Below are 12,468 nucleotides of genomic sequence, written 5' to 3'. Positions count from 1 at the left end.
TACACAACCACACAATTACTGAATAACTGCATGGATCTTAGAACTGAATCGCCGTTCTGGCTGATGAAGAACGGTATTGTACGCTCATATCCTTCCTTAAAACAATCGTGTACTATTGACGTGGCCATTCTGGGTGGCGGTATTACCGGCGCTTTAATTGCCTACCATCTTACCAAAGCAGGCATTTCTGCAATCATGCTCGACAAAAGAAAAATTGGTATGGGTAGTACCTGTGCCAGCACTTGCTTGTTGCAATACGAAATTGATACGCCATTGGGCGAGTTGACCCGCCTTGTTGGAAAAAAGAAAGCAGAACAAAGCTACCTGATGTGTATTGAGGCCATTGATAAAATTCATGCAATTACAAAATCTTTTAATGCAGACGTGGGTTTTAGTTACAAAAAAAGCTTTTACTATGCTTCAAAAGAAAAAGAGGCAGAGGAAATCAGGTCTGAGTATGTGTTAAGAAAAGGGATAGGCATTGAGCTGGATATACTAGAACGAGACGATATAAAGGCAATTTTCCCATTTGAAGCGCCAGCCGGCCTGATGTCGGCAGCCGGTGCGCAAATAGACGCATACTGTTTTACACATGAGCTACTCAATGAATCAATAAAAAACGGGCTCGGGGTTTTTGATAGCACAGAGGTTGTTGAAATAAAACAGAGCAAGGCAGGGGTAGAACTTAAAACCAACTACGGCGAAACCGTAAAGGCTAAAACACTGATAATTGCCTGTGGGTATGAGTCGCAGGCTTATGTACCCAAAAAAGTAGTAGATTTTAACTCGTCATTTGCCATTGTGAGCGAGCCAATTGAAAGCCCAACTCTATGGCATGAGAACTGTCTTATCTGGGAAACAGCCCGTCCGTATTTGTATATCAGAGCCACAGATGACGGCCGGATATTGGTAGGCGGAAAAGATGAACCTTTTTATAATCCGGAAAAAAGAGACAGGATGACAACAAAAAAAGGTAAGCTTTTGAAAGAGGCTTTTATGAAAAAGTTTCCGGATATTGATTTCAGAACTGATTTTTGCTGGTCTGGCACCTTTGCCGAAACCAAAGACGGGCTTCCGTATATTGGTACTATTGCCGGGCAACCACATACCTACTATGCACTTGGTTTTGGTGGCAACGGGATTGTGTTCAGCCAGATAGCAGCAGAGATGATTAAAGACAAAATGTTAGGTAAAAAGCATGAAGGAGACGAAATTTTCAAGTTTACGCGATAAGATAAAAATGGTGCCTGTCATTACATAAATAGCTTAGCAATTACATACAAACTAAGTTTTTAATGGCTGATGGACGAGCATAAAAAAAGCAGAGTTTTTATAAAAAGACCCCGCTTTTTTGGGTTTAGCTACCCATTTAAAGTATAATTGTGCAGATTTGGATTTAATTTTTTTGTGCGAATTCAGTAAGCGATTTTTATGTATTGTGTGAATTTAAGTAGCTATTATAAATCGTTTAGAGAATTTATAAATGACTTTTAATTGTGCGGTTACAGATTTTTATAAAACGTATCTGAAAAATTAAAACAAGGGGTATAACAAAAACTATACCCCTGTTTGACTTTCACAACCACTATAGAATCCACGATTAATATGATTAACTAAGCCAGCTTTTAACTTTATCTTTCGCTTCTTTGGCTTTGTCAGACACTTTATCGCCTATATCATCAGCTTTTTCTTTTGTTTTTTCCCAGGCTTCAGAGGCCTCCTGTTTTGTTTCAGACCACTTGTCTTTTACGTTTTCTCTGGTTTCAGACCACTTTTCCTTTGCGTTTTCGCTTGCGTCTTCCAATTTCTGTTTTGTATCCTCATAAGCGTTTGCCGCTTTATCTTTCAGGTTTTCAGTGGTGTCTTTTACTTTATCTTTTAACTCCTCTCTTTCAGTTTTCATAGTCTTTGTGTTTTAATGATACAAAAAAATTATTCAGCCTTAACTGTGTCACTCTTTACTACTGCTGATGAATCCTGCGGACTGAGTGAACCGAATCTTCCACCTTTATCGGGGCCCCCAACAGTAATAAACCCACCAATCCAGGCTATTATTGAAAAAAACAGCACTAGCCCTACAACCCAAAGTAACATTTTCTTTAGATTGAGATTTTTCTCTTCGTGTACCTGTTCTTCAACATCTTTGTCGATTGGTTCGTTTTGATTGTTTTTGTCTGGTATTTTCATGGTTGCAGATTTAATGCTTCTTCAATCAAAAAAGCTATACCTACAAAAAAAACGGTTTTTTGAAGCTGGTTTGGGGTTGAAATTCCACACGATGAGCAGCCAGACGAGGAAAATCGGCAACTTTTACAATTGCCAGAAGGCGAAGCTCACAGCTATTTTTTAAGTGAGAATGTTTAGAATTAAGCGTAAAGCCAGCACTGAAGAGGAAGCATGTGTATAAAATGCCTGAAAATTAAGCAAACCAGGCAATGATGAAGAAAAGAAGGCTGCCGGAAAACAGCAAGTACACGGCAGCCATAAGTATAATGGAGATATCAGAAATCGATATGGCAGTTAATCCACTCGCCATCAAATCTGGTCGGAAAATTCTTTCTGTAAAAGTTAATGGCCGGCTCGTTCCAGTCCAGCACCTGCCACATCATACCCGTACAATTGGTTTTGCGGGCCTCTTCAATTGTTTTGTCAAACAATTGTTTGCCCAGCCCGTTACCGCGCATAGCCTCGGTAACCACTATGTCTTCCAGATACAGCCGTTTGCCTTTCCATGTAGAGTAACGGAAATAATATATAGATATTCCTTGTATTTTACCGTCAACCTCGGCCACAAAACAACCAAATATTTTGTTTTTGCCAAAGCCATCTTTCAACATCATTTCTACGGTGTTGGTAACCTGTTCAGGTGCTTTTTCATAAACGGCTAGTTCATATACCAGATCAAAAACCTGCTGAACATCCTGTTTTCTTATTTTTCTGATCTTTATTTTCATTACAAGGTTGTTTAATGGTTAGCAGTAGGCGCTTCTATTCAGTAACGTAATTCTCCCATTTGGCAAGCACATTCTTAAAGTCTTGTGGCAGTTCGGTATCAAACTGCATCCATTGCTTGGTGCGAGGATGTATAAAACCCAGTGTTTTGGCATGGAGCGCCTGCCGGGGCATTAATTCAAAGCAGTTTTCTACAAATTGTTTGTATTTGTTAAATACCTGTCCCCTCAGAATTTTATCGCCACCATACTCGGCATCATTAAACAAAGGATGCCCCAGGTGTTTCATGTGTATGCGTATCTGGTGTGTACGGCCGGTTTCAAGGTTACATTGCACCAGCGACACATAACGTAAGTCTTTCAGAATTTTGTAATGCGTAATGGCTTCTTTGCCGTAATCGCCATCCGGATACACATCAGATACTTTGCGGTTTTTCAGGCTGCGGCCAATAAAATTATGAATTGTTCCGGTTTCTTCTTTGGGTACACCCCAAACCAAAGCATAGTATGTTCTTTCAATTGAATGCTCAAAAAACTGATTGGCCAGGTAAGTCATAGCGTAATCGTTCTTGGCAATAACTAATAAGCCGGAGGTATCTTTATCAATGCGATGCACCAGACCTGGGCGGATTTCGCCGTTACGATGGGTAGGCAGGTTTTGCAGGTAATAAATTAAACCGTTTACCAGCGTGCCTGTCCAGTTGCCAAAGGCCGGGTGCACTACCATACCTGCAGGTTTGTTGATAATCAGGATGTCTTCGTCTTCAAAAACAATATTGAGCGGGATATCCTCAGGTATCAGCTCGGTATTGCGTGGAGGCTTGGGCAAAGAATAGGTGATAACATCAAACGGTTTAACCTTATAGCTGGCCTTGGCTGATTGACCGTTTACCTTTATGGTTTCGGCATCGATGGCGTTCTGGATGCGGTTTCGTGAAATATTCTTTGAAAAATGCGGTAGGTATTTATCAAGCCGCATCAAAGCCTGGCCTTTATCTACCACAATCCGCTGGTGTTCATAAAGTTCTTCCTCGTCGTCGTTATCTATATTATCTTGTATTTCAGACATTCTGATTAATTTTGGACCTAATTCTGTTTTTTGTGCAAAGATATGTTTGATTTTGAAAAAATACTAAATCTGCCTTCTCCATTAGCGCCTTTGACCGACACCGCCTTTGATGAAAAAGCCCTGAAAGTTTATGTAAAAAGAGATGATTTAATACATGCTCAGATTTCGGGCAATAAATGGCGCAAGTTAAAGTATAATCTACTGCAGGCAAAAAGTAAGGGATACAGTAAACTGATAACCTTTGGCGGGGCGCATTCTAATCATTTATATGCAATGGCTGCGGCTGGCAAATATCTGGGTTTTGAAACCAGAGGGATAATAAGAGGCGACGAACTGAATGAAAACTCAAGTATTACCTTGCAATACACACATCAATGCGGTATGCAATTGCTGTTTGTTACAAGAGAAGCCTACCGTGATAAAGAAAATCTGCTGAGTATTTATAGAAAAGACGATGAATACATAGTGCCGGAAGGCGGCAGCAATGCACTGGCAATGGCAGGGGTAGCAGAAATGTATCAGGAAATAACAAGCCAGCTGGGTTATGCGCCCGATTATATTTTTTGCCCGATAGGGTCTGGCGGAACAATGGCCGGTTTAATTAATGCTACAGACCAGACCAGAATAATGGGGGTATGTGTACTTAAAAACGCCGAGTATCTTGAAACCGAGATACTTAATCTGATTGAAAACAAAGCACATCAGAATAAAAAGAACTTCAGGTTTTTTCATGATTTTCATCAGGGCGGTTATGCTAAAAATACACCCGAATTGAAAAGTTTTATAGAATGGTTTCAGCAGAAACATGGTTTTGATATTGAACACGTTTACTCGGGCAAAATGTTTTATGCGTTTTATCAGTTATTAAAATCCGAAATCAGGCCAGATAGTACCGTTGTATTAATTCATACAGGTGGCTTACGCAGATTCTGCCAAAAATAAATACATTTGTATCTTGTCTTAAGATTCATTCAACCTTAATATTAAACCGATTCTCTATGCAAATTGAAGTTTTCAACGATTCTCAGGAATTAGCCACGCATACAGCGAAATTTATCATTAATACAGTAAAAGAAAAACCCACAGCCACATTTATACTCACATCGGGTGACACCCCCGTGCAATCCTATAAAAAAATTGTTGAGCTGGCTCAACCGGAAGACTTTGCTCAGGCTACCTTTATAGGCCTCGACGAATGGGTTGGCATACCTGCCACAAGCGAGGGCAGTTGCCGGTATATTGTGGAAGAGAATCTACTGAAACCTTTAGGAATTAATACAGCACAATATACTTTTTTTGATTCGATGACAGACGACCTCCAAAGCGAATGCAAAAGGGTAGACCAGCTGATATTCGATAAAGGCGGTGTAGATGTTATACTGGTTGGAGTAGGGCTGAACGGGCATATAGGACTAAACGAGCCGGGAACCAGCTTTGATTTATACAGCCACGTATCAAAACTGGCAGATATTACTATCAGTACCGGGCAGAAATACTTTCAACAAAGTACTGACTTGTCGCAGGGTATAACTATCGGCTTAAAGCACCTTTTGGAAGCAAAGACAGCCATTCTGATAGCCACGGGAGAGAGAAAGGCGGATATAATGAGAGAAATAGTCGCTCAGGAGCCCAACATTAATCTGCCGGCTACGGTCTTTAAAAAACACACCAATGGCCAGGTTTGGATAGATAAAGCAGCTGCTTCGTTTTTAGAATAGCTTGGGTACCAGTACAATCAAACCCGGATAAATGTAGCATAAAACATTTATCCGGGTTTAATTATTTGTAATATTAGTTGGCTATCCATTGCATTATCAGCCCGGTTATATAACCGCAATAGGTGCCGATGGCATTGCCCAGAATAGCCAGTAAAACACCAATAGGAGCCAGCGACGGGTGAAAAGCCGCAGCCACCACAGAGGCCGACGCCACACCACCCACATTAGCCTGCGACCCAACAGCCGTAAAAAAGAATGGCGCCTTTACTAGCCAGGCTGCCACTAAGGTGAATACTGCATGGGTGAGTATCCAGACCAGACCCACAATGAGCAGCGTTGGATTGCTGAAAGCATCAAAAATATGCAATTGCATTCCGATAGTTGTAATGAGTATATACAAAAATAAAGTGCCGAATTTGGTGGCTCCCAGGGCCTCCAGCTGACGGGCTCTGGTGGTTGATAGCACCAAACCGGTAGAAGAGGCAATGGTAACTATCCAGAATGATTTTGAGGCCAGGCTGTAAGCTTTTAAAGCAGGATAGTTAGTTTCAATAAACGGAGCAATGGTATCGGCAAGTAAATGCGAAAAAGCGGTTATGCCAAACCCTACGGCCATAAGTATGGTCAAATCCTGAAAATCGGGGTTCTTTTGTTTTATTCCGTCAGTTTCAACTTTTATTCTTATTTCGTCAATTACTGTGGCATCTGCTTTCATTTTTTTGTCGAGAATAGTGGCTTTTCCAACAAAGTAAAGAAGCAGACCCAGCCATAATTCAGAAAACAGTACGTCTATTACACTGGTTTGAGCAAAAACATTGGGGGCAGGCTGAAATATCTCTTTTAGCGCCAGTTGATTAGCGTTGCCGCCTGTCCAGCTACCGGCTATAGTGGCCAGTCCGCGCCATACTTCTTCACCATTTCTGTTTAAAAAGCCGGGGTCTATTGTTTTGCCCACCATTAAACCTAGAGGCCCGCCTGCCATTACGCCCAGCGCGCCAATCAGAAAAACAAAAAGGGCTTTACTGCCGAGTTTTTTAATGGACTGGAAATCGATACCCAATGTAAAAAACACCAGGCAGCACGGAAGAAGGAATCTTGAGGCGGTTTCATCAAGCTGAGACTCAGCTGCTGAAATCACGTTAAACGAACTCAACAGGCCGGGTATAAAAAAGCAAAGAAGAATAGGCGGTACAACTTTAAAGAATTTACTGAAGGTTTTTACTTTAGTTGAATAGAATATGATTGCAAGTGTGCCCAGCAGAATGCCCAGCACAATGGCGTCGTTAGTAAATATCGGGGTGTCTGATTTCATGGATGGTTTCAGTTCGTCATAGGGGGTTTGGTAAACATTTTCAAATAGTTTGATTAAGCCAAAAGACCTGAAAAAACGGTTCCTGAAGGCCTTAAAACGCGTTAAATAAAAAACACGCAATCCTCAATTCGGAACTGCGTGTCGCAATTACACTTCATCAACAAACTAAAAACCAAATAATGTTTTTGCTAAGCAAACATACTTAAAAAAAAAGTATGAAAGAAATTTATCCATAAATCTTTCATACTTCACGCTGTAAGAGGGGGACTCGAACCGCCCACGGTGTAGTTAGCCACAGTACAAATTTTGGTGGTCAATCCCAGTCGACTAAAATTGTCCGGCTTTATGCTGCGTTTGTCCTATTATCACCACCCCCGAGACAGGAGGGCATGGCTGCCAATTTCATCACCTTACATTATCATGTCTTAGTTCACTATTTGTTCCCTTTTGACACTACAAAGATACGGCAAAAAATCTGACTGTTGCAAATTTTATATAAATATTATTTAAAATTTAGATAATTGTTAAAAATAAATTAACTTTATTGACAATTTATCAAAAACCTACTAATCTAATGGACAAAAATTTCGAAATTGACAAAACAGACCTGAAGATATTGTCATTATTAATGCAAGATGCTAAAATGCCTTACACTGCCATTGGTGAAAAAATCTATGTTTCGGGTGGAACCGTACACGTTAGGATGGCAAAAATGGAACAAATGGGCATAGTAAAAGGTTCACAGCTGATTGTTGACCCCATTAAACTCGGTTGGGACATCAGCGCATTTATTGGTATCTATCTTGATAAAAGCTCTTTGTATGACGAGGTGGCTGACCAACTGGAAAAAATACCAGAGGTAGTAAGCATTAATTATACAACAGGTATGTATAGTATTTTTGCCAAAATTGTTTGCAGAGATACCCCGCATTTGAGGGAGGTGCTGCACGACAAAGTGCAGAAAGTACAAGGTATACAGCGAACTGAAACCTTCATATCTCTGGAAGAACGCACTGTCAGGCCCATTCCTTTGCTTTAATAGCTTACTATTTTTTCAATTATCAACAGCAAAGCCATATCTAAATTCTTACTTTTGTGGTGTGTAGTTACTTAACTATCTGCCATCAGTAATGAATTTTAAAAAAAATAAACAAAACCTGCTTTTTATTATTGCAGCCCTGTTGCTACCGGTAATATATGGTATTGTGTTTGTAAGAAATTTTAGCCTGCCTGTTACTGGTGGCGGAGATATTGACGAATGGGAGTTTGTAGGTTATTATCTTTCAGAAAACCTCACATTTGATGTATTTCCGCAGTTAAATTTAAGGCAAAACCAGACACTTTATCCTTTTGGTGTTACTCAGGTTTTTTCAGACTGGTCGCTCGAAAGCAATTATTGGTATGCATTGTTTTATAAATGGCTGGGGCATGGCGCCTGGCTTAATTATTATTATGTATTAAGTCTGATAATATCGTTTCTGGGTTCTTATTTGCTTTTAAAGAAAGATTTTGGGCCAAGAAAAGCCTTTTTTGCTGGCTTTGTGGTAACATTCTTCAATTTTTATGCTTTGCATAAATACCCATACCATTTTAATCATAGTACGATACACTGGACCATCCTGAGCATATTTGCTGATTTTGTTTTAATCAAAAGAATTGCTTTGAAAGAGAAAATTTCATTGAAATGGGTTTTCCTAAAGGCATTTGTCCTGATTGCTACTTTGGGTATGAATCTCGGATATATTTGTGGCTACGCCCTTAGCAGTTTTATGCTCAGTTTTTTTGTGGCCGCCATTGTGCTCATTTACAGGTATCTGAATAACGATAACCAGGTTTTGGGCTATTTTTCTGACTGGGCCAATGAATTGCAGCAAAATAAATGTTTTTTTTTAGGTCTTGCGGTTCCGCCTCTGCTATTATTGTATTTTTACCTGCCGCTTGTTTGGCAGATTTATCAGGAGTCTAATCTGGTATATTATCGTAATACTGAAAAGACGGTGGCCATGTGGAGCCATCCGTTAAGAATGCTTTTTCCTTATTTCCCTTTTTTTGATGTAACGTTTTATCCGCTGACGGATATCTTAAAAGATAAACCAGAGGGGCTCGGCTCTGGTAGTCCCGGCTGGTTTTGCCTGATTACAGGTATAACGGGCTTGTGGCTAAACCGCAAAAAATACTGGCTGACTTTTTTACCACTGCTAATTCTTCTGTTGATTTATACGTTTTATCACCCGAACCGGGTGCCAACAGTAAAGATTTTTCCCTGGGGTACTTATAATCGGGTACCATCCAGATTTACCTCTATTTTACCGGTTATATTCTCTTGTTTCTTTTTAACTGTTAACTTTTACCAGGTAAAATATCGCAATTGGCTGATTGGTGTTATGTGTATTACCGGACTTACCGAATTGGTGGTTGTTTACAGAAGCCTCTATAATAAATTGCCTTATGAGGTAGATAGCAATTTTTTCAATTACATGGGTATTATTGAAAAACAAAAAGGGGAGGCCGTACTTGATTTTCCTTTTTGTATTGTAGGAGGCGATGGTTCTGGTATGAAAGAAAACCTTTGTCCGCTTTATGAAAAAACCTGCAACATTTATGCTTTGAGGCGATTCCACCATAAAAAAGTAATGGGCGCTTATTACAGTTACATTCAACCACAAACCATCAGAAGTTTTACAAAAATAAATGTATCTGCCATGCAAACGCTTCAGCAGTTTAATCCTGAAGCTAAGCGCGAACGACTGGAAGACCTGACAGAAGAACAACTCGCATATTTGGTGAAGTACTTTCAGTATAACGATTTCTGCGGAATAAACCTGTGCATTGATTTGATTTCTGAACAAACCTACAACAGAATTGTTAAGACATTAGGTATGCCTATTGCAGCAACAGTATTACCCGGAGCCGGCAGAGCAGTTTTTATACCTAAACCAGACGAATGGCGGAAATTGGTGAATCGGGAGAAGGTTTTATCTATGAGATTTCCGTGTGGGTGTTATTAAAAATATATTATTTTAGCATTAATTGAGCCAAACAGCTTTTTATTGTTAAAAAAAAATCTTTATTTTACGATAATGCTCACAATTTTTTGAATTACTATTAAATTAGAAGTATAGCCTCATGGCCAAATTATTTCATTTACAAACATATTCTTCAGAAAAAGGAAGTCTGACGGTGTTTGAAAAAATACTTCCCGAAGGCATCAGAAGAATCTTTTACATTTACGACGCAAAGAATCAGGTTAGGGGAGGACACAGACATAAACTGACTAAAAATGCATTAACCTGTGTAAGCGGTAGTTGTAAAGTGTTTGTTGATAACGGAGAAGAACAACAGATTTTTGATTTAGATACCCCCGATAAATGTTTGCTTCTGGACCCAAGAGATTGGCATGAAATGTACAATTTTACTGACAACGCCGTATTACTTGTGCTTTCAGACCAGTTTTATGATAAAGAAGATTACATTTTTGAGCGTTATCCGGAAAAAGAACTCCATTCTGGTAATAAAGTTACTTTTCGGTAATGAAACTATATCTAAACTCCCATTCTGCTATTGAAGAAGAATGGGAGTTTATAAAAAATTATTGTTTTAAGCTTCTTAGGCAACCAACAGAATCAGCCTTTAAAAGTTTCTCCTCTTTCTTTCAGTAGATTTTCCTGGTCAGGTATTCTCGGATCCTCATAAATTGTTCCGTTATTGAGTTTGAACTTCTTTGGTTCAGCACCCGGTGCTTCTCTATGGAATGGAAGGGCTTGTGCCGACGAATAATGGCAAACGAATGACTTACGGGTTTGATTTGGGTCGTTGATAATAGAGCCGCCATGAACTAACGCTGAATGCCAGATTAACACGTCACCTTTTTTAATAAGTAAGGTCTGCTTTTCCAGGTTTAGTTCTTTACACTGGTTGTCAAGGTATCTGGCATAATCAAGTGGTGTTTTGGTAGAATATTGTCCGCTATAAAAAATGCCGTTTCCGAAGTTGAACTTCTTTACTTTTTTATGCGACCCTGCAAAATAATATAAAGGCCCCGAGTTGATATGTACATCTTCCACGGGAATCCAGGCAGCAGCTAAGTTGCTGGGTATCTTTGCTGTAACCCAGGGATAATCTGCGTGGGTAGGCTGCTGACTTCCATACAGAAAGCTAAGGCTTTGCATGCCTACCACCGGACTGTTAAAAATGGCTTCAAGGAAACTAATAATATCTTTATATAAAAATAGTTTTTTAGCAGCTAAGCTCTGGTTATGGAAATCATTAATTTTAACCATTTTGCCTAAAATCTGCCCGGTTGTCCATTCATAGGCGTGCCTCATTAATTTGGGTTTAAATTCATCACGGTCAATCTGAACGTAGGTTTTAAACTTTGATGGGTTGTTAATGAGCTCCATTACATCAGACCAATACAAATCAATGAGTTCGTGCGGTATAACCTGCTCTAAAACTACGTACCCGTTTTCTTTCCAGAAATTCAGTTTTTCTTCAAGATTATAGGGTAAATCGGCTCTTAGCTGATGTGTTTTTAAAAATTCACTGATATCTGCATTTTCCCTGTCAATCCAGGGAAGTGTTTCAGTGTCGAAATCGCGTGGACCATTCATGCGATAGTAGATTTTTTTCGCAAATTCTTTTAGTTGGGACATGGTGGATTGTTAAATTTTTGCCGAATTTAGCATTATGAAGCTTAACCAACAACAAATGCTTGTTATTTTAATGTAACCTTCTCTACTATATTTTATCTGGTTTTATAAGCTCATAATGTTTCAATGATTATATTATGATTGGTATAAATGCATATATCGGCCGCAATATTTAATCCTTCCTGCACCATCTCAATAGCGCTCATGTCAGTCGCATGTCGTTTTAAGGCAATAGCAGCCGACTGGGCAAACATACTACCAGAGCCAATAGCCGCAATCTGATTATCAGGCTCAAGTACATCGCCTGTACCAGATATAACCAGCATTTCGGTTTCATTGGCCACAATCAGCATGGCTTCCAGCTTACGAAGGTACCTGTCCATGCGCCAGTCTTTGGCCAGTTCAATGGCGGCTCTTTTCATGTTGCCACCATAGCTGTTAAGTTTGTCTTCAAATCTTTCAATCAGTGTAAAGGCATCGGCGGTTGAACCGGCAAATCCTGCCAGTATTTTGCCTCCATACAGTTTTCTTACTTTGCGCACATTGCTTTTGGCAATGGTGTTTCCCATAGTTGCCTGGCCGTCTGCTCCTAAGGCAACTTTACCATTATGGATTACACCAAGTACGGTGGTTGAGTGTATTTTTTCCATTGTAAATTTTTATTATTGGCCACAGGCCCACTATCATAAGCTATTATTCATCCAGATACGGTTGTGTCTATACAACAACCTGTACAAAGAAATAAATCCCTCATGTATACACTGAGGGA

General features: G+C 39.6%; 13 protein-coding genes. 6 read left to right on the top strand and 7 right to left on the bottom strand.

Annotation, left to right across the window (positions count from 1 at the left end; translation table 11 throughout):
• The first annotated feature begins 30 nt into the window (after positions 1-30).
• Positions 31-1,233, top strand: a complete 1,203-nt coding sequence (locus C0V77_RS14705) for an FAD-binding oxidoreductase (protein WP_101727097.1) — start codon at positions 31-33, stop codon at positions 1,231-1,233.
• 376 nt (positions 1,234-1,609) lie between these two features.
• Here C0V77_RS14705 and C0V77_RS14700 read toward each other — a convergent pair whose 3' ends face one another.
• From C0V77_RS14700 to C0V77_RS14685, 4 genes are all read right to left on the bottom strand, one after another.
• On the bottom strand, positions 1,610-1,903 hold the full coding sequence (locus C0V77_RS14700) for a YtxH domain-containing protein (protein WP_101727096.1): 294 nt from the start codon (positions 1,901-1,903) through the stop codon (positions 1,610-1,612).
• 29 nt (positions 1,904-1,932) lie between these two features.
• Complete coding sequence (locus C0V77_RS14695; RefSeq protein WP_101727095.1) at positions 1,933-2,187, bottom strand: hypothetical protein; 255 nt, start codon at positions 2,185-2,187, stop codon at positions 1,933-1,935.
• Between the two features lie 314 nt (positions 2,188-2,501).
• A complete protein-coding gene (locus C0V77_RS14690; RefSeq protein WP_101727094.1) occupies positions 2,502-2,954 on the bottom strand; it encodes a GNAT family N-acetyltransferase in 453 nt (150 codons plus the stop codon).
• Positions 2,955-2,988: 34 nt separating this feature from the next.
• Positions 2,989-4,020 (bottom strand): RluA family pseudouridine synthase, encoded by a 1,032-nt coding sequence (locus tag C0V77_RS14685; RefSeq protein ID WP_101727093.1) that lies wholly within the window; start codon positions 4,018-4,020, stop codon positions 2,989-2,991.
• Between the two features lie 42 nt (positions 4,021-4,062).
• Here C0V77_RS14685 and C0V77_RS14680 point away from each other — a divergent pair, with 42 nt between their 5' ends.
• Both C0V77_RS14680 and C0V77_RS14675 read left to right on the top strand, forming a co-directional pair.
• A complete protein-coding gene (locus C0V77_RS14680) occupies positions 4,063-4,962 on the top strand; it encodes a 1-aminocyclopropane-1-carboxylate deaminase/D-cysteine desulfhydrase (RefSeq protein WP_101727092.1) in 900 nt (299 codons plus the stop codon).
• A gap of 56 nt (positions 4,963-5,018) precedes the next feature.
• Positions 5,019-5,738 carry a 6-phosphogluconolactonase gene (locus tag C0V77_RS14675; protein WP_101727091.1) on the top strand — a complete coding sequence of 240 codons (720 nt, stop codon included), beginning with the start codon at positions 5,019-5,021 and terminating at the stop codon, positions 5,736-5,738.
• A gap of 73 nt (positions 5,739-5,811) precedes the next feature.
• Here the strand turns inward: C0V77_RS14675 and C0V77_RS14670 are convergent, their stop codons facing one another.
• Positions 5,812-7,050, bottom strand: coding sequence for a DUF819 domain-containing protein (locus C0V77_RS14670; protein ID WP_101727206.1), 1,239 nt, complete (start codon positions 7,048-7,050; stop codon positions 5,812-5,814).
• 574 nt (positions 7,051-7,624) lie between these two features.
• Between C0V77_RS14670 and C0V77_RS14665 the strand changes: the two genes are divergently transcribed.
• The 3 genes from C0V77_RS14665 to C0V77_RS14655 all read left to right on the top strand — a co-directional run bounded on the left by C0V77_RS14665 (position 7,625) and on the right by C0V77_RS14655 (position 10,581).
• The gene (locus tag C0V77_RS14665; RefSeq protein ID WP_101727090.1) at positions 7,625-8,089 is read left to right on the top strand and encodes an Lrp/AsnC ligand binding domain-containing protein; all 465 of its coding nucleotides are present in this window, start codon (positions 7,625-7,627) and stop codon (positions 8,087-8,089) included.
• 91 nt (positions 8,090-8,180) lie between these two features.
• Positions 8,181-10,058: a hypothetical protein gene (locus C0V77_RS14660; RefSeq protein ID WP_101727089.1), complete on the top strand. Its 1,878-nt coding sequence runs from the start codon at positions 8,181-8,183 to the stop codon at positions 10,056-10,058.
• Positions 10,059-10,176: 118 nt separating this feature from the next.
• On the top strand, positions 10,177-10,581 hold the full coding sequence (locus C0V77_RS14655) for an FdtA/QdtA family cupin domain-containing protein (protein ID WP_101727088.1): 405 nt from the start codon (positions 10,177-10,179) through the stop codon (positions 10,579-10,581).
• A gap of 92 nt (positions 10,582-10,673) precedes the next feature.
• On the opposite strand, the gene C0V77_RS14650 is transcribed toward C0V77_RS14655, so the two are convergent.
• Positions 10,674-11,660 carry a phytanoyl-CoA dioxygenase family protein gene (locus C0V77_RS14650; RefSeq protein WP_101727087.1) on the bottom strand — a complete coding sequence of 329 codons (987 nt, stop codon included), beginning with the start codon at positions 11,658-11,660 and terminating at the stop codon, positions 10,674-10,676.
• Positions 11,661-11,812: 152 nt separating this feature from the next.
• Positions 11,813-12,349 carry an ATP-dependent protease subunit HslV gene (gene hslV, locus C0V77_RS14645; protein WP_101727086.1) on the bottom strand — a complete coding sequence of 179 codons (537 nt, stop codon included), beginning with the start codon at positions 12,347-12,349 and terminating at the stop codon, positions 11,813-11,815.
• Between the last annotated feature and the right edge of the window lie 119 nt (positions 12,350-12,468).

Source organism: Emticicia sp. TH156 (assembly GCF_002855535.1).
GTDB classification, from domain to species: domain Bacteria; phylum Bacteroidota; class Bacteroidia; order Cytophagales; family Spirosomataceae; genus Emticicia; species Emticicia fluvialis.
This window is presented reverse-complemented; position numbering and strand designations above follow the sequence as displayed.